18 protein-coding genes are annotated in these 17,471 nt (G+C 69.9%); 8 read left to right on the forward strand and 10 right to left on the reverse strand.

Annotated features, from left to right (window positions below):
* Positions 1-40 precede the first annotated feature (40 nt).
* The 3 genes from ACWD6R_RS18700 to ACWD6R_RS18710 all read right to left on the reverse strand — a co-directional run bounded on the left by ACWD6R_RS18700 (position 41) and on the right by ACWD6R_RS18710 (position 2,842).
* Entirely contained in the window at positions 41-877 is an 837-nt protein-coding gene (locus tag ACWD6R_RS18700; RefSeq protein ID WP_451819672.1) for an ABC transporter ATP-binding protein, read from the reverse strand.
* Complete coding sequence (locus ACWD6R_RS18705) at positions 874-1,893, reverse strand: ABC transporter substrate-binding protein (protein WP_451819673.1); 1,020 nt, start codon at positions 1,891-1,893, stop codon at positions 874-876. The genes ACWD6R_RS18700 and ACWD6R_RS18705 overlap by 4 nt, the downstream gene beginning before the upstream one ends.
* A 73-nt stretch (positions 1,894-1,966) precedes the next feature.
* Positions 1,967-2,842 carry an ABC transporter permease gene (locus ACWD6R_RS18710; protein WP_451819674.1) on the reverse strand — a complete coding sequence of 292 codons (876 nt, stop codon included), beginning with the start codon at positions 2,840-2,842 and terminating at the stop codon, positions 1,967-1,969.
* 250 nt (positions 2,843-3,092) lie between these two features.
* On the opposite strand from ACWD6R_RS18710, the gene ACWD6R_RS18715 reads away from it, so the two are divergent.
* Positions 3,093-4,136, forward strand: coding sequence for a LacI family DNA-binding transcriptional regulator (locus tag ACWD6R_RS18715; RefSeq protein ID WP_451819688.1), 1,044 nt, complete (start codon positions 3,093-3,095; stop codon positions 4,134-4,136).
* Between the two features lie 174 nt (positions 4,137-4,310).
* Here the strand turns inward: ACWD6R_RS18715 and ACWD6R_RS18720 are convergent, their stop codons facing one another.
* The 7 genes from ACWD6R_RS18720 to ACWD6R_RS18750 all read right to left on the reverse strand — a co-directional run bounded on the left by ACWD6R_RS18720 (position 4,311) and on the right by ACWD6R_RS18750 (position 10,614).
* Entirely contained in the window at positions 4,311-4,826 is a 516-nt protein-coding gene (locus tag ACWD6R_RS18720) for an N-acetyltransferase family protein (RefSeq protein ID WP_451819675.1), read from the reverse strand.
* Positions 4,827-5,649: 823 nt separating this feature from the next.
* Positions 5,650-6,369 (reverse strand): hypothetical protein, encoded by a 720-nt coding sequence (locus ACWD6R_RS18725; protein ID WP_451819676.1) that lies wholly within the window; start codon positions 6,367-6,369, stop codon positions 5,650-5,652.
* Between the two features lie 315 nt (positions 6,370-6,684).
* Positions 6,685-7,299: a GAF domain-containing protein gene (locus ACWD6R_RS18730; RefSeq protein ID WP_451819677.1), complete on the reverse strand. Its 615-nt coding sequence runs from the start codon at positions 7,297-7,299 to the stop codon at positions 6,685-6,687.
* Positions 7,296-7,946, reverse strand: coding sequence for a GTP-binding protein (locus ACWD6R_RS18735; protein ID WP_451819678.1), 651 nt, complete (start codon positions 7,944-7,946; stop codon positions 7,296-7,298). The genes ACWD6R_RS18730 and ACWD6R_RS18735 overlap by 4 nt, the downstream gene beginning before the upstream one ends.
* Positions 7,924-8,295 (reverse strand): DUF742 domain-containing protein, encoded by a 372-nt coding sequence (locus ACWD6R_RS18740; RefSeq protein ID WP_451819689.1) that lies wholly within the window; start codon positions 8,293-8,295, stop codon positions 7,924-7,926. Before ACWD6R_RS18740 ends, ACWD6R_RS18735 begins: the two co-directional genes overlap by 23 nt.
* A gap of 2 nt (positions 8,296-8,297) precedes the next feature.
* Positions 8,298-8,732 carry a roadblock/LC7 domain-containing protein gene (locus ACWD6R_RS18745; protein ID WP_366137160.1) on the reverse strand — a complete coding sequence of 145 codons (435 nt, stop codon included), beginning with the start codon at positions 8,730-8,732 and terminating at the stop codon, positions 8,298-8,300.
* 7 nt (positions 8,733-8,739) lie between these two features.
* Positions 8,740-10,614: an ATP-binding protein gene (locus ACWD6R_RS18750; RefSeq protein ID WP_451819679.1), complete on the reverse strand. Its 1,875-nt coding sequence runs from the start codon at positions 10,612-10,614 to the stop codon at positions 8,740-8,742.
* 354 nt (positions 10,615-10,968) lie between these two features.
* On the opposite strand from ACWD6R_RS18750, the gene ACWD6R_RS18755 reads away from it, so the two are divergent.
* The 7 genes from ACWD6R_RS18755 to ACWD6R_RS18785 all read left to right on the forward strand — a co-directional run bounded on the left by ACWD6R_RS18755 (position 10,969) and on the right by ACWD6R_RS18785 (position 17,221).
* On the forward strand, positions 10,969-11,466 hold the full coding sequence (locus ACWD6R_RS18755; protein WP_451819680.1) for a transposase: 498 nt from the start codon (positions 10,969-10,971) through the stop codon (positions 11,464-11,466).
* Between the two features lie 89 nt (positions 11,467-11,555).
* A complete protein-coding gene (locus ACWD6R_RS18760) occupies positions 11,556-12,059 on the forward strand; it encodes a SigE family RNA polymerase sigma factor (RefSeq protein WP_451819681.1) in 504 nt (167 codons plus the stop codon).
* An 11-nt stretch (positions 12,060-12,070) separates the two neighbouring features.
* Positions 12,071-12,541, forward strand: coding sequence for a cellulase (locus ACWD6R_RS18765; RefSeq protein WP_451819682.1), 471 nt, complete (start codon positions 12,071-12,073; stop codon positions 12,539-12,541).
* 112 nt (positions 12,542-12,653) lie between these two features.
* A complete protein-coding gene (locus ACWD6R_RS18770; protein WP_451819683.1) occupies positions 12,654-13,877 on the forward strand; it encodes a glycosyltransferase in 1,224 nt (407 codons plus the stop codon).
* Entirely contained in the window at positions 13,874-15,154 is a 1,281-nt protein-coding gene (locus ACWD6R_RS18775) for a glycosyltransferase family 39 protein (RefSeq protein WP_451819684.1), read from the forward strand. The genes ACWD6R_RS18770 and ACWD6R_RS18775 overlap by 4 nt, the downstream gene beginning before the upstream one ends.
* Before the next feature lie 93 nt (positions 15,155-15,247).
* On the forward strand, positions 15,248-15,397 hold the full coding sequence (locus tag ACWD6R_RS18780; RefSeq protein WP_451819685.1) for a hypothetical protein: 150 nt from the start codon (positions 15,248-15,250) through the stop codon (positions 15,395-15,397).
* 291 nt (positions 15,398-15,688) lie between these two features.
* A complete protein-coding gene (locus ACWD6R_RS18785; RefSeq protein ID WP_451819686.1) occupies positions 15,689-17,221 on the forward strand; it encodes an alpha/beta hydrolase in 1,533 nt (510 codons plus the stop codon).
* Positions 17,222-17,471: the final 250 nt, after the last annotated feature.

Below are 17,471 nucleotides of genomic sequence, written 5' to 3' on the forward strand. Positions count from 1 at the left end.
CCCGGGCGCCCTCGCGTGGTGGCGGGGCGGACCGCCCCGATCAGTCGTGGGCGGACGCCGCGCCGAGCAGATCGCGGATGTGGGCCGCCGCGTCCCGGAATTCCTGGCGGCCCACCGTCTCGCCGTACTCCCGTTCCGCGTCCAGCCCCACCTCGATGATCTCGGTGATGGTGCCGGGCCGTGGGCTCATCACCACCACCCGGTCGGCCAGATAGACCGCCTCCGAGATCGAGTGGGTCACCAGCAGCACGGTGGTGCCGGTCTCCCGCCAGATGCGGTTCAGTTCCATGTTCATCTGCTCACGTGTGAGGGCGTCGAGCGCGCCGAACGGCTCGTCCATCAGCAGCACCGGCGGTTCGTGCAGCAACGCGCGGCACAGCGCGACCCGTTGCTGCATCCCGCCGGACAGCTCGTGCGGATACGCGTCCTCGAAGCCGCCGAGCCCGGTCATCCGGATCAGCTCGTCGGCCCGGTCGCGCGCCCTGGCCGCGGGCATCTTCCGAATCTCCGCCTGCAGCAGGATGTTGCGGCGCGCGGAACGCCACTCCAGGAGGGCGGCGCGCTGGAACACGTAACCGATGTCGTGCCGTGGGCCCTTGACCCGTTCGCCGCCGAGCCTGACCTCGCCCGAGGACGGCTTCAGCAGTCCGGCGACCAGCTTCAGCAGCGTCGACTTGCCGCATCCGGACGGTCCGACCAGGGCGACGAACTCGCCCGGCGCCACGTCGAGCGAGACCTCCCGCAGGGCGGTGACATCGCGGTTCTTGCCGCGGAACCGGACCGAGACGTCCGACACCCCGACGGCCGGGGTGACGGCGCGACGGTCGCTCGCACCGAGCGGGTCCCGGGGCTTCGCGTCCTGCTTCGGCATCGTCATCCCTTCAGCGCCGTCTTCGCGTCCCAGTACTCCGCCACGGACTTGGGCTTGCTGACCATTCCGGCCTCGGCGAAGACATCGATGGTCTGCTGCCAGTCCGCCTCGTCGTTGACCCCGGGCGCCTTGCCCTCGGTCGACGTGGTGTGCAGCAGCGTGAGCGTCGTCCTGAACTGCTCCGCGAGCACGGTCTTCGGCGGCAGCTGCTCCGACGCCCCGTCCATGGCCGCGACCGCAGGCTCGGGCGCCTTCGCCGCGGCGGCCCATGCCTCGCTGACCGCCTGCGCCATGCGCCCCGCCAGCTCGGACCTGGAGGCGAGAAGCTTCTGCCCGGCGAGCAGACCGTTGGAGTAGAAGTTCAGCCCGTTCTCGGAGAAGCGCAGATACGAGACGGTTTTCTTGGCCTTCTCCTGCATGGTCGGGCCCTGGTCGCTGGCGTAGCCGAGCAGTCCGTCGGTCTTCCCGGAGATCACCGCGGCGATCTTGCCCGCCGGGTCGGTGTTCTGGACCTTCACCTCCGACGCGTCGATGTTGTTCTTCTTCAGGAAGATCGGGAACGTCTTGGAGAGCGCGTCACCGGCCGTCCCGGCGATCGTCCTCCCCTTCAGATCGGCGGGTGACCCGATGCCCTCGGCGTCGAAGGACTGCACGGACGCGGGGGTGGTCTGCAGGAAGACGCCGAGGCTCTTGACCTGCACCCCCTGGTCGACCGCGGCCAGCAGCGCCGGGGTGTCGGCCCAGCCGAAGTCGGTCTGCCCGGCGGCGGTCGCCTGCACCGTCTTCTGCGAGCCCTGGCCCGCCTGGATCGTCAGGTCGATGCCGTGCTTCTCGAAGATCTTCTGCTGCTTGCCGTAGTAGAACGGCGCGTGTTCGCCGTACGGATACCAGTTGAGCGTCAGCGTGACCTTGTCCAGCTTCTTGCCCGAGTCACTGGTGGAGGTCGACGCGTCGTTCCCGCCGCAGGCCGTGGCCAGCAGGACGAGAGGTACAACACCGATCAGGAGTCTGCGCGCGTGCATGGGCTGGCCCTTCTAGCAACGGGGTCCGTGACAGCAATCAATGGGTGGTGCTCGGTACGGGACGGGGTGGCGTTCAGTACGAGGTGGTGGCCGGCGCGTCGCGGCGGCTGGCGTGCCAGGGGAGCAGGAGCCGCTCGGCGATCTCGACGGCAACGAAGAGGACGACGCCGATCAGGGACATCACCAGCAGCCCGGCGAACAGCATCGGTGTGTCGAGGTTGCCGTTGGCCTGCAGGATCACATAGCCCAGCCCCTCGTTGGCGCCCACGAACTCGCCGACGACGGCGCCGGTGACCGCCAGGGTGACAGCGACCTTGAGACCGGAGAAGAGATGCGGAAGGGACGCCGGGAAACGGATCTTGAGGAAGGTCTGCCAGGGCTTCGCACCCATCGTCGCCGACAGCTGGAGCATCTCCGGGTCGACGGCTTTGAGTCCCGTGACCGTGGAGATCACCACCGGGAAGAAGGCGATCAGGACGGCGATGAGGATCTTCGGCGCGATGCCGAAGCCGAGCCAGACCACGAACAGCGGCGCGATCGCGATCTTCGGTACGACCTGGGCGAACAGCAGAATGGGATAGAGCGTGCGCTCGACGGTCGAGGAGTACACCATGACCACGGCCGCCAGCACACCGACGGCCACGGCGATCACGAAGCCGAGCAGCGTCTCGTACGTGGTCACCCAGCTGTGCTGCCAGAGATAACTCGTCTTCCCCGTGAGGACATCGAGCGTCGCACCGGGCGACGGCACGAGATACGACTCCACCAGCTCGGCTGCCGAGATCACCCACCAGACGACGAAGCAGACCAGCAGCAGGGCGACCGGGCGCCAGCTCTGCTCGGCCGCCCGCGCCAGTCGCTCCCCCGCGGACGGCCCAGCCCGCCGGGCAACACCCGCCACTTCGGCGGGACTTCTGGTCAACGCGCTCTGGCTCACGGTGAACTCCATGCACTTCGGGGGCAGTTGTGGAGAGCTGTGCGATCCTACGATGACGGAGAAGGCGCTTTCAGAAAGCGCTTTCTGATAAGGTGCCGCCACGCTAATGACTGCCTGCACGCACGGTCAATAGGTCGTCCTGAAGTTTCGGGACCCTGCCGCCACCGCACCCTTGGGGGTCGAGTTGAGTGAACGCGTGACCAGCGGACGGGCGACGCGGGACCGTCCGGGAGCGCGCCGCGCCGTCGCAGCCACGGCCCATGTGACGCTCGACGCCGTGGCCCGGGAGGCCGGGGTCTCACCGGCCACCGCTTCGCGGGCGCTCAACGGTACAGCCACGGTCCGCGACGATCTGCGACAGCGGGTGCACGCGGCGGCGGAACGGCTCGGCTACATCCCCAACGCACATGCACAGGCACTCGCCAGTGCCACCAACAACCGTACGGTCGGCGTCATCTGTCATGACGTCAGCGACCCCTACTTCGCCGCGATCTCCAGCGGTGTGATGCGGGCGGCTGCGGAACGGGGGCTGCTCGTCATGCTGGCCTCCACGTTCCGGGAGCCGGCGCGGGAGATCAGTTACGTCTCCATGCTGCGGGCTCAGCGCGCGCGGGCGATCCTGCTGATCGGCTCGGGGTTCCAGGACCGCGCGTGGGAGCGGGCCATGGATACCGAGCTGGAGCCGTATGTCAGGGCTGGCGGGCGGGTGGCGGTCGTCAGCCGGCACCGCAGTCTGCGGGTGGACACCGTACAGCCGGAGAACCGGGCGGGGGCGGCTGCACTGGCCCGGGCACTGGTGGAGCTGGGGCATCGGAGGTTCGCGGTTCTCAGCGGGCCGCCCGAGCTGACGACGGTCTCCGACCGGTTGGCAGGGTTCCAGGAGGGGCTCGCCGAGGCGGGCATCGGGCTCGACCAGGTGATACAGGGGGCGTTCACCCGTGACGGTGGGTACGAGGCGGCGCGGCGGCTGCTGCTCGCCGCGGCGCGGGCGCCGTCCCGGGCCCGGCCGACGTGTGTCTTCGCGGTGACCGATGTGATGGCGGTCGGGGCGTTGGCGGCGCTGCGGGAGGCGGGGTCTCGGGTGCCGGAGGATGTGTCGCTGGCCGGGTTCGACGACATCCCGCTGGTACAGGAGTTGTCGCCGCCGCTCACGACGGTGGCGCTGCCCCTGACATCGATGGGCGAGAACGCGATCGCGCTGGCGCTGCGGGAGGTGGGGGCCGGGAGCCGGGCCCGGGTGGTGCGGGTCAAGGGTGAGGTGGTGTTGCGGGGCAGTACGGGAGTGCCGGGGGGTGGGGTGCGGTGACCGGGGGCCGCTGGGTCCTCCATCACCGGACGGGCTTGATCGTGCCGTGCGGGCTTGAACCCTCTCCCTGAAGACCTCTTCCACGGGCAATGGCAGGGCCGACCGTCCAAGCTCGACGCCTTCAAGCCCTATCTGGATGACCGCTGGCGGGCTCACCCAGTCAATTCCACGCTCCTACAGGGCGCGCTGGTAACGAACTTCGGATACGGATACTCCGTCGTAGTCATCAGCCTGGACAGCACCGTCAGCGACATAGCCAGCTCGCTCATAGAAGCGGCGTGCCGTGGTGTTGTCGGTGAGGACCCACAACATCACAAAGTCGAAGCCATCGGCGTGAGCCTGAGCGTGCACGGTTTCGAGGAGCGTGCGACCGATTCCGGACCCAGTAAGTGAGGGCCGAACGTACAGAGCGTAAAGCTCACCGATATTTGTACTCGTTCCAGTGCCGCGAAAGGGCCCGAGGCAAGCCCAACCCACGACTCGTCCCTGGGTGTCGACCGCTACCAGGTTAGTTGTGCCCTCCTTCGACCTCTTGAAGTGCTGTCGGCGCTGCTGAGTATCTGCCTCAACCGTCATGCCATCGAGGAAGGACTGGGGCACTATCCCGACATACGCGGCCTTCCAGCCAGTCACTCGTATCGCTGACACCGCCGGGACATCAGCTTCCGTCATAGCTCGTACAGTCAACATCTTGGCACCTTACGAGACCCGTCACCACGACCGCCTGCGAATTACGGTCGAGCAGCCGCAGCGACTACACATAGTGACGCGTCGCTGAGTAGGCCCGAAGCGCGGTGCCGGGATTGCTCCCGGTCCGTTTCTCCGGACCTCTCGCCGAACCCGCCGTGCACCTCTCAGCGCAACGGGCTCTCCACGGTGTCTGCCGTCAGACGGGGTTTGCAGGCTGCCATGGGCTGGGGATCGTGCTGGCCCGGTATCGGTAACGGCTGACCGTGACCGATGCGACCTGGAACAACTCGATCCCGTCCGCCGCGATTGGCCGCCAACGCCCGATGGGGGTGGTGAACCGGCGGCGGGCGTCGCCCCAACTCCAGTGGTGGCGTTCCCGCAGCATGCGGATCAAACGCCACCAGCCTCGTCCACAACCTCGGCGTCCACAGGAATATGGCCTTCTCGCTGAGCAGATCCCGCAGCCGGTCTCCGCAAACGGAAGTCGACGCTCACTGAGCCGAGTCCCCACACCCCAACGACCTCGACCAGACCGATCTGCGCCCTGAGCTCCGGCGCCCCTTCGAATCCCGCCGAAAGGATGCGCCGAAGCACAACCTCCTCCTGCTCGTTCAGTGGTCGAGGACTCACAGGCAGCGACGTCACCCGCTCATCATCCCTTGACGCTGCTCATTGCGGGCAACCGCCACCCACGTTGGTCAACGAACACAGGTCACCCGATCAACGGCTCCTACCAACCTCAACCCCCTATCACTCGCGAGAGGACAGGTGTCGTCACGGTGCGTGCCTGTCCCCCGCCACTTGGGCGAGGGACGGTTGCCGGTCAGGAGTCGTGCAGCCAGATGCGAAGTGTGCCCAGTGTGTCGAATCCGCTGGCGTGTGCGTGCGCGAGGTCGTCCCCGTGTTCGTATCCGACGAGGGGAAGGCCGGGGAAATGGTTGGCGACTGCGGCGATCGCTGATGACCAGATGGCGGCAACGTCGCTGCTGTTGACGGCGAAGAGGTTGGAGAGACCGATCAGCCCCGTGCTGCGGTTCAGGATGACACCGCCGGAGAGGCCTTCGCCGTCGTGGACGGCGAGCACCATCACGGACGGGTCGTCCAGTAGCGCTGGTCGGAAGACGTCCGGGGTTCCGTCACCGCCGTGCCAAGCGGCCTGCCAGTCGCGAAGCTGGGCTGCCGTGGAGACCCGCTCGGTGCGCAAGGCCGGCGTTGCTGGTGCGGGGAGTCCCGCTGGGCGGTGGATCCACTGGGCATTGAAGAGCTCGACGAAGCCGCTGGAGGTGAGGTCGAGCGTGGCGAAACTGTCCTTGATCGAGCACCCGGGGGACGCGGTGTCGATCTCAGCAAGGAAGTCGGGCGGCACCGCGTCGTGGTGCAGAGTGACGGCGTCGGGGTAGTACGGCGGCGTGCGGCGGGAACTCCACCAGGCCGTCTTGCCGAAGGTCCCCAAAATGCCGTGGGACCAGCAGACCGAAGCACACCAGTCGGCATTGTTTCGAGCTGCGGCGGCCTGGATGGAGGTCATCTCGGTTGAGGTCACCCGGGACAGGTTGACACTCCTGAGGCCCGATCGCACGTCCGTTTCCCGCTTGGCTGGATCGGTTGTCGTCAGTGGCCTCGGGGGGCGTATCGACTCCATGGAGTTCCGGCTTCGGTGGCGACGCGGGTGGTGCTCTTGTCGTGGCAGCCGAGTGCTTGGGTGATGGCGGGGGGCTGGGCTTGGAGGACGAGTTTGCGGATGGCCGAGGTGCGGCCTTTCCCGGCCGGGATTCCGAGGTGCCGTAGCGCGTCGCGCAGGGTGCCGGGGCTCAAGGGCCGGCTTGCGCGGCGTCCGGGGCCGAGCCATGCGGAATCATCAGCGGCTACCGCTGTTTTCCGTTCCGACACCCCCCAAGGCCTTGTCCTCCCGTCGGTGGATGTGGCCGATGAGTTCCTGCGCCAGGGACTTGATCGTGTCGAGACCGGCCCGCCCCCAGGGGCGGGGCACGGTGTCGACGGCGCAGACCGCCCCCAGCGCGATGCCCGTACGGTCGATGAGCGGAGCCCCGAGATAGGAACGAATGCCTATGTCGTCGACGACCGGATTGCCGGCAAATCTCGGGTAGTCGCAGACGTCCTCCAGGACGAGCGCCTTCCGCCGTGCGACGACGTGCGGGCAGTAGCCGCGATCGAGGGCCACATACCGCCCGCCACGGCCACTGCCCGTGGCCATGGCGCCCAGGTCGGAACCGGTGTGCGTACCGGCCGGCGTGTGCAGTCCGGCGAAGAACTGCCGGTTCCCGTCGATGAAGTTGACCATCGAGAAAGGAACATCGGTTATTTCGGCCACCTTGTCCGCGAACGCGTCGAAGCTGTCGAACGATCCACCGGCCCGTTCCCCGAGTCCGAGCGTCCGTAGCCGCTGGGCTCGGACGGGGGCATCGCGGTCGACGGGGGTCAGCAGCAGCCGGCCGTTGGTGCGTCCGTTCACGGGTGGGCTCCGAAGGTGGAGAGCGGGGCGGGGTCGGAGGTGGCGTTGATCAGATGCTGGACCAGTGTGACCAGCGCTCCGGTGCCCGAGTTCGCGATCCTGACGTCGCAAAGGACGACCGGTACCTCGGGCGGAAGGTCGAGCGCGGCCCGTACCTCGTCGGGGCCGTAGCGGTAGGCGCCGTCGAACTCGTTGACTGCGACGATGAATCCGATGCCTCGCCGCTCGAAGAAGTCGACCGCCGGGAAGCACTCCTCGAGCCGCCGGGTGTCGGCGAGCACGACCGCTCCCAGCGCGCCCTGGGAGAGCTCGTCCCACATGAACCAGAAGCGCTCCTGGCCCGGGGTGCCGAACAGATAGAGCACGTGCTGCTCGTCGAGGGTGATGCGGCCGAAGTCCATGGCGACCGTCGTGGCGGTCTTCGACTCGATACCCTCCAGGCTGTCGGTCGCCACACTGACCTGGGTCAGCAGCTCCTCCGTGCTCAGCGGTGCGATCTCGCTGACGGCGCCCACGAACGTCGTCTTGCCGACGCCGAAGCCGCCCGCCACCAGAACCTTGAGCGCGACGGGGAAGCACTCGGGGCCCCCGGGGGCGTCCCCTCCGCCCGAGGTGCCGAAGCCGTCAGAGCTGTCGTCGTAAGCCATCGAGCACTGCCTCCAGCAGAGATCGGTCGGTGGGCATGTCATGGAAGGCGGGCGGATGCGCGGTGACTGCGCCGCAGTCGACCAGATCGGAGACGAGCACCTTGGTGACGACTGCGGGCAGCCGCAGATGTGCGGCAATCTCGGCTACCGAAGTGGGTCCGCCGCACAGCCCGAGCGCCACGGAGTGCTCGGGGCCGAGATGCGTCTGCGGATCGGTGCCGGTGGCCCTCACCAGGGAGAGCAGATCGAGCACGGCGGTCGGACGGGTACGGCCGTTGCTCACGGTGTACGGACGGATAAGCCGGCCCGCTGCGTCGTCGAGCAACGGCCCGTCCTGCGCGGCCGACACTCTCACAGCCCCGTGGTGCTCGGTGCCCCGGCCGCTTGTCTGGCCGGGGTCGTCAGATACGGCCGGACGCTCTTGACCAGCATCGTCATCTCGTAGCCGAGCACCGCGGCATCTGCCTCGCGTCCGGCGAGAACAGCGAGACAGGTGCCGGAACCGGCGGTGGAGACGAAGAGCAACGTCGAGTCGAGCTCCACCACCACCTGCCGGACCTCCCCGTTGTCCCCGAAGCGCGCCCCGGCGCTGCGGCCGAGGGAGTACAGACCGGCGGCCAGCGCCGCCATGTGGTCGGCACTGTCCGCGTCCATGCCGTGGAGGGACTTCACCAGCCCGTCGGCGGAGAGCAGGACCGCGCTGCGCGTGTACGGCACACGCTGTACCAGGCCGCTCAGCAGCCAGTCGAGGTCGGCGACCTGACCGGACGGCATATCGGTCGTCATGGTGCATCTACTCCTTCAAGGTATTCGTTTCGAGGGGGTCCGGTTCGGGAGGGAGCGGGGAGGCGGTCGCGGTGCTTCCGCGGACGGGCAGCGGTTCGAGGGGCTGCCGGGCCGGCGGCCCGGACGCGTCGAGGGCGCCGGCCGGGGGCTGTGCGGTGTCGGCGTCCGCTTCGCTCCGGGCCTCGGCGAGCTCGATGCCCCGCCGGAATGACGCCATCAGCCCCGGGTCGTGCAAAGGGGGTTCTTCGTCCTCGGCACGGGGGGCGGGGGCTTCGCGCAGCTGCGGGACCAGGTGTTCCTGGTGGGCGCGCCTGGGGAGTTGGGGCCGGCCCATGGTGCCGCGCACGGTTCTGGGCTCCGACTGGAGGGCCGGAAGCGCGTCGTCCGGGCGCTGGATGCCGGGTCGGGCGTCGGCAGGGGTGGGCCGGGTGACACGCTCGACGCGCAGCGGCAGCGGTGGCCCCTCACCCTGCCTTCGCGGCTGCTGGGGCGTTTGGTGCAGGTGGAGCGGCTGACTGGGCACCTGGGCCTGCCGGTTCGGGGCCGAGCTCAGTTTCCGCTGGTGCGCGGTGGCGTCCTGGGCGGGCGGCCGGTGTACGGGCCCGGGCGGCGGGACCGGGACGGCGTCGGCCGTGGTGGGTGCGTCGGGGTCGGCGCCGAGCAGGGACTGCGGGAGTACCAGCACGGCCTGGGTGCCGCCGTAGATGTTGCTCTGCAGCCGGACCGCGATGCCATGCCTGCGGGCGAGCGATGCGACGACGAAGAGCCCGATCCGGCCGTCCTGGAGCAGATGGGCGACGTTGACCTGGTCGGGGTCGGCGAGCAGGGCGTTCATCCGCTTCTGCTCGTTGCCCGGCATGCCGAGCCCCCGGTCCTCGACCTCCAGGGCCAGCCCGGCGGTGACGTGCTGGGCTCGCAGCAGCACCTGGGTGTGCGGGGCGGAGAACACGGTGGCGTTCTCGACGAGTTCGGCCAGCAGATGGATCACATCGGCCACGGCGTGACCGCGCAGGGTGCCGTCGACCGGCGGCACCAGTTTGACCCGCGGATACTGCTCGACCTCGGCGATCGCGGAGCGCAGCACCTCGGTCATGGTGACCGGGTTGCTCCACTGGCGCCGTGAGACGGCTCCGCCGAGGACCGCGAGGTTCTCGGCGTGCCTGCGGATGCGGGTGGCGAGGTGATCGACCTGGAAGAGGCCCTTGAGGAGATCGGGGTCCTCGACCTCGTGCTCCAGCTCGTCGAGCAGCTGGATCTCCCGGTGGACGAGGGACTGGAGGCGGCGGGCGAGATTGACGAAGACCTCGACCCGCTGTTCCTCGCCGGAGTTGTTGCTGAGCCGGGCTGCCTGGACGACGGCGGCGATGGCCCCTTCGTGCGACCGGCCCATTTCCTGGGCGAGCAGGTCGAAGGCGTCGCTGCCGGGCGCGACGGGTCGCGGCGGGCGCCGCGCGGGCACCGGTTCTCCATTGCGGAGCCGCTCCACCAGCCGCTGCAGGTCGGCCTGGCCCTGGGCACTGGCACGGCGCAGCGCCAGGCAGCGGCCGAGGACGGTGGTCGTGACCCGGTTGGCGCCGAGGAATGCGGCGACCACGGCGGCGACGGCCAGCGCCCCCGATCCGCCCAGCGCGGTCCAGAGTTGGGGGGTCGGGCGGGCACCTGTGGAACGGATGGTGAAGATGACGGCTGCGGCACCGCTCAGCACCGCGGCGATGGCCGGGAGCAGGGCGGTACGCAGGATCTGGGGGCGCATGCGGGCGTCAGGAGACGGCTGTGCGGCGCGCGGCCTGGCCGCGGCCGAGTGGGAACGGGCACCCGGCCGGCCGTGCCGTGCGCCCTCTCGGCGTTCCGGTCGCGCTTCAGGTGCGCGAAGTTGAGACATCAGCGTCCTCAGTACATGGGGCACCAGGAATCGGCGTTCATGCGGTGGCACCTACGGTGGTCGGTCAGGCTCGGGGCAACGCTCGGCCGTGCTCGAACGATATGAGCCCAGCGTTGATCACCGACCACACACAGTAGTCGCCAATCGGGCTCCCGCGACGGGCAGTTGTCAAACTTGCCCGCCATCCGTCCCGCTCTGGTATGAGCTCTCGCACAAGAGACCGATAACGCCGCATTGACATGGGTAGCCCGGCAGCCGGACCGCCGGGTGGGAGGGACCGACGTAGGCACGCGGACGGCCCGGGCCGTCCGGGTCTGCCGGTCGGTCCGGGCCGTTCGCAGGCGTCAACGCCTGTTGTTCTTTGTCGCCGGGCGTCCGTCAACGCCTGTTGCCCGCTGTCGGACGTCACGCGGCACCGCTCCTGGTCTGATCGCCGAGTTCCACGACCGACTGCGCGGAAAGGTCCGTGAACGCGAGGGCCGTGAGGCCGAGCCCACGGCGGGGATCATCGACGCGCAGTCGGTGCGGGCCGCCGCGACGACGCCTGCCGCCTCACGCGGCTACGACGGCGGGAAGAAGGTGCCGGGCCGCAAACGGCACATCGCGACCGACACGCTCGGCCTGCTCCTGGTCGTCGCGGTCACCGCAGCGAACATCGGCGACCGGGACGCCGCCGCGGGCCTGCTGACCCGCCTGCACCGTGCAATTACCCTCGTGTGGGCCGACGGCAGTGCCCTTCCCGTCGGGCGGGGCCGTCGAACCGCGTCCTCGTCGTCGGCGTCGCTGACGGGACGGGACGGGACGGGACGGGACGGAGGAGCGTCTCGCGCTTGCCGTCGACATGCCCTGTGATCCAGATCACGTGCCGCAGGTGCATCGTGGACCGCGTGCCAGTGCCTTCTAAAGGGTGTAGGCGACCGGCGAGAACAGGGGCAGTGCGGATGGAGCAGAGTCGAGCCCGTGCGTTCGACGAGTTCGTGGCTGCCCGCTGGTCGGTGCTGGTCCACCTGGCCCGTCTGCTCGTCGGAGGCGATCGGCATCGGGCCGAGGACTTGTTGCAGGAGTCCTTGGTCAAGCTCTGGTTCGCCTGGCCCAGGGTCGCGGATGACGCACCGGAGCCGTACGTCCGCAAGGTGATGGTGCGTGCGGCGGCACGCTCGGGACAGCGGCGTTGGTGGGGTGAACGCCCCGTCGAACAGCTGCCCGAGGCGGCGGTGGTCGGCGATGTGTCCGCGGACGTGGTGGAGCGTTCTCGGCTGGAGGCCGCGCTGGCCCAGTTGTCGCCGAAGCAGAGGGTGGCGGTGGTGCTGCGCTACTACCAGGACCTGCCCGAGGGGCAGGTGGCGGAGGCGCTCGGGTGCCCGGTGGGCACGGCTCGGTCCCATGCCGCACGCGGAGTGGCGCAGCTGAGGCAGCTCCTGGGCGTGAACGAGCCGGTGCGGTGAAGGAGAACCCCATGGATCACTTCGAGCGGCAGCTGGCACAGATGATGCGCGATACCGCGGCGCGTGCACCGTTCGAGCCGAAGCACCGGGAACGTCTCTGGGCAGGGGTGCGTGTCCGCTGTCGGAGACGGGCCGCGCAGAGGGCAGTCGGCTCCGTCCTGGCCGTCGTCGGCCTCAGTGTCGGGCTGTTCCTGCTGCCCGGCCATGCGACCCGGTTCGAGCCCAGCCACCCCGGCCCACAGCCCGCGACGAGCCCGTCGCCCTCCGCCCCGCCCGCGACACCCGACGTGTCCCCGAGCGCGCCCTCCTCCTCGGGCACCTCCACTGCCCCCGCACCCCCGGACGGGACCGCCGCAATCACGCCGCCGGCCACGACCGGGAGTACGGCCACGGCCACCGAGACCCTGCCGGGGAGCACGGAGGGCGCGTCGCCGCCCTCGGCCTCGGCCCCGCCTTCGGGTACGGCGACCGCGCGGAACTAGCCGTCGACCGCCTCGTCCTCGCTCGTCACCCCGTAACGCCGTAACGCCGTAGCGCACCGTCGCCCCGAGTGTCTTCGGCCTGCCCCGTACCAGGTAACAAAAAGGACAAAACATGAGAAACCAAGGGTCACTTGCCCTGAAGGACCTGAGACGACTGCCGCACCGCGCACCGGTGGCGACGCACCACCCGGAGCCCGTCCTGGACGTGGTCGTCCCCGTGTTCAATGAGGAGAGAGATTTGGAGCCGAGCGTGCGGCGGCTCCACGCACACCTGTGCGAGACCTTCCCCTATTCGTTCCGTATCACCATCGCCGACAACGCCAGCACGGACAGCACCCCGCGGATCGCCGCCCGGCTGGCAGACGAACTGCCCGAAGCACAGTGGCTTCGGCTGGCCGAGAAGGGGCGCGGCCGGGCGCTGCGTACCGCCTGGTCGCTCTCGTCGGCCCCCGTACTCGCGTACATGGACGTGGACCTGTCCACGGAACTGACGGCGTTGCTGCCGCTCGTGGCCCCGCTGCTCTCCGGCCACTCCGATATCTCCATCGGCACCCGCCTGGCCCCCGGTTCCCGGGTGGTGCGCGGCCCCAAGCGAGAGATCACCTCTCGTTGCTACAACGCCCTCCTGCGCTCCGTCCTCGCCGTGGGCTTCTCCGACGCGCAGTGCGGATTCAAGGCGGTGCGGCGTGATGTGGCCGAGCGACTGCTGCCCCTCATACAGGACTCAGAGTGGTTCTTCGACACCGAACTGCTGGTGATCGCCGAGCGTGCCGGGCTGCGCATCCATGAGGTGCCGGTCGACTGGGTGGACGATCCCGACACCCGGGTCGACATCCTCGCCACGGCACTGGCCGACCTGCGCGGCATCGCCAGGATCGGCGGGGCACTGGCGCGGGACACGCTGCCGCCGGGCGGGTCGCTCCGCGACGGTGGCGCCGACGCACCGGGCAGGCTCGCCACCCAACTCGTGTGCTTCGCCGCCGTAGGAGCCGTCAGCACCCTCGCATATCTGCTCCTCTACGCGGCGCTGCGCCCGGTGGCCGGATCCCAGGCCGCCAACGCCCTCGCGCTGCTGGCTTGCGCCGTCGCCAACACGGCCGTGAACAGGCGGCTCACCTTCGGCCTCCGTGGCCGCGGCGGTGTGCTGCGCCACCAGGGCAGGGGCCTGGTCGTCTTCCTGATCGGCCTGGCGCTCACCGGCGGATCGCTCGCCGCCCTGCACCACGCGGTGCCCTCGGCCGGGCAGGCCACCGAACTCGCCGTACTCCTCGCCGCCAACCTGGCTGCGACGCTGCTGCGGTTCCTGTGCTTCCGAGCGTGGGTGTTCCGCGCATGATCAGGACCACCGCCCGTACGACCGCGACCGGCACCCTGAGCTGGAACGCGAGGCTGTCGCAGCAGCCCGCCACCACGGGCCCCGACCGCCGGCGCCGGCTGCGCCGCACAGCCGAGCACTACGGCCCCGTACTGGCCGTCTACGGCACGCTCAAGTTCATCGGCTTCGCCGCCTTCATGTGGCTGCTGCACTCCGCCGGGGACTACCGCACGAAGAACCCGCGCTTCGGCGGCGGCGCCCACCCGTGGGACGTCCTGGCCAGCTGGGACGGCTGGTGGTACCAGCAGATCGCCGGGCACGGGTACGACCCTCAGCTGGTCCCGATCCCCGGCGCCACCGGCCCGATCACCCTCGAAGGGAACTCGGCGGCGTTCTTCCCGCTCTACCCGGCGCTGATGCGGCTGGTCTCCGAGCTCACCGGCCTCGGCCTGTACGGCGCCGGCCTGCTGGTCTCCGTCGTCGCCTCCTTGGCCGCCGCCCTGGGCATCTACGCCATCACCGAACGCCTCGGCGGCAGACGGGCCGGGCTGGCCGCGGCCGGACTCTGGGCCGTCTGGCCCGGTTCCGGCGTGGAGTGGGCGGTCTACTCCGACTCCCTCTACGTGGCCCTGGCCGCCTGGGCCTGCCATGCCGTCCTGAGCCGCCGCTGGCTCACCGCCGGTCTCCTCACCTGCGTGGCAGGGCTCAACCGGCCCACCGCCGTGGCGCTGATCGCCGCCGTCGCCGTCGCGGCCCTGCTCGCGCTCTACCGTCGCCGGGACGGCATCCTGCGTCCGGTGGCCGCGATGGCCGTCGCCCCGCTCGGCCTCCTCGCCTATCTCGGCTGGGTGGGTCACCAAATGGGCGACTACGGCGGCTACTTCAGGCTTCAGTCCGGTGCCTGGGCCCACGAGTGGGACTACGGCCGGCAGACCCTTGACGTCCTCACATCCGTCCCGGTGGGCCACTCCGACTATCTCTCCGCCTGGCCCTTCGCGGACCTGATCGGCGTCGGTGTCGTCCTGCTCGCGCTCGCACTGCTCCCGCTGCTGATCCGGCTGCGTCCCCCGGCCGTCCTGATGGTCTACACCGTGCTCACCCTCGTCCTCGTCCTGGGCAGCCAGCAGATATTCGGCAACGTCTCCCGCTATCTGCTCCCCCTCTTCCCGCTCTTTCTCCCGCTCGCCCTCGCCCTGCGCCGCCTCAGCCTGACCCACCAGCTCGTGCTCCTCGGCATCGCGGCCCTGGCTTCCGGCTCGTACGCGGGCTACGGCCTTTTCGAACTCGGCGTCCCGTAACCGACGGACCCAGGAATGGATGCCCGATGACCACGACCCTGCCCACCGCCAAGCAGTCGGCCTCGAGTGCGGCACACCGTGATCCTGCACGCGATGGACGGGACTGCGGCAGGCACGCTGCTGGACGGTCTGGACGGCACGAAGGAGACGCTCCTGCGCGGCTTCGCGCAGCGGTCGGCAGGACGCCTCGTGGGCGAGTCGATGGCCAGCAACAGCCTCACCCTGGTCGCCGCCGACGACTAGGACCGCCTTGCCGGTGCGCTGTCCGTCACCGCGCCGGCGACGATCCCGAAAGGAAGGGCGCGCGGGTGCAGCAGGAGTGGGAGCCGGAGGACCTGATCGAGGTCTGGACACTCCTGGAAGGGGTGAACCGCACCCTCCGGCTATAGCCCGGCACCGGATCGACTGCGGAAGACCGCCGGGGTGGACGGGGAATCTCAGGGTTGTGGGCTGAGTTGTTTGGGGGACAACCCCACCCGGTTTCGGGGTTTTCCCGGAGTGTGCCGAGGTGTCCGCCGCCCCTAGCGTGCGGGTATGTCAACTTCCCGACGCATCAAGGCCTTCGCGGCGTGCGCGGCGGTGCTCGCCGCCACCGCGACGACCCCCGCCACCGCCACAGCCGCTGACCCGGACCCGTTCGCCCGCTTCCACGGCCAGCACGTCGACTGGCACGCCTGCGCCCTCGGCCTCGACGACGAGCTGGGCCAGGCGCTGGACGCCGCCGGCGCCGACTGCGCCGACATCACCGTGCCGCTCGACTACGCCGACCCCGGCGGTCGCACCATCACCGTCGCCTTATCCCGCCTGAAGGCCACCGACACCGCCCACCGCGTCGGCCCGCTGCTGCTCAACGACGGGGGACCGGCCGGCCCCAGCCTCCATATGCCGCTGACCAAGTCGGAGGTGATGGGAGAGGTCGCCGACCGCTACGACCTGATCGGCATGGACCCGCGCTTCGTGGGCCGGAGCACCCCGCTGGACTGCGGCTGGGACCTCGGCTCCGCCCTCGTCCGCTCCGCGGGCGCCGACCTGGCGGCGTACCGCGAGGAAGTCGCCGTCGCGCGCGAGCTGGCCCGGCGGTGCGAGCGCGCCCACGGCGACGTGCTGCCATACGTCACCACCCGCAACACCGCCCGCGACATGGACGTCATCCGCGCCGCCCTCGGCGCGGACACCCTCTCCTACCTCGGCTACTCCTACGGCAGTTACCTCGGCGAGGTCTACACCCAGCTCTTCCCCGGCCGCACCGGCCGCATGGTGCTCGACGGCGTCAATTCCCCGGAGTATTACAACCAAACCCTGCTGCGCGGCGCCGAGGCGGCCAACGAGGCGGCTCTGCGCGCGTGGGCGTCGTGGGCCGCCGCGCGGCACGGAACATACGGGCTGGGCGCCACGCACGGCGAGGTCCTGGCAACGGTGCAGCACATCCTCGACGCCGCTGCGGAGGAGCCGCTGCGGATCGGAAAGGCGTACCTGCTGGACGAGCACGTGCTCCCCTCCGTCTTCATCGGCGGCCTCGGCAGCGACCTCGACGAGCGGCGCGCCGACCTGGCCGGGACCGTACGCCTGCTGGCGCGCGCCGCGGACCGGGAGCCGGTCGAGCCGTCCGAAGCGCTCGCCGGGCAGCTGGAGTTCCTGCTGACCGGGGCGGGCTCGGCCTCCAGCAGCCAGATGACCGCGATCGTCTGCGGCGACGTGGCCGAGCGGCGCGGCGTCGGCAGCTACTGGCGCGCGGTCGAGGAGTCCCGCGAGCGGTTCCCCCTCGCCGGGCCGCTGGCCAACAACATCACCCCCTGCGAGTTCTGGGACCGACCCGCCGAGGCGCCGACCGTGCTCGACCACGACGTCCCGGCCCTGCTCGTCGCCGCCACCGGCGACCCCCGCACCGTCTACGCCGGCGCCGAGGCCATGCGCAAGCAGTGGCCGAGCTCCCGGCTGCTCACCGTGGAGGGCGCCCGCCAGCACGGCCTATACGGCGAGTACGGCAACGCCTGCGTCGACGAGCGCGTCAACGCCTACCTGCGTACGGGACGGCTCCCCGCGCACGACCTGACCTGTGCGGCGTAGCCCTGGCAGCGGCTGACAGCGGTACCCGGCGACGCGGGCGGTGCCGGCGTCGCTGGGGCGCACACACCGAGACCGGCCCGAGAAATCACCCCGCGCCACATTGGCTACACCGTGCTACATGTCACTTCGCCGTGGCTTCGGGAGCGACGGGCCGTGAGGCCCGCGAGTTCATGGAAACTGAAGGGTCTTCAGCGCGAACCCGAGGGTCCACTGCCTTGATTCTGGGGGATGGACCCGTGGGTTCGCGTCA

This window comes from Streptomyces sp. NPDC005151 (assembly GCF_053599875.1).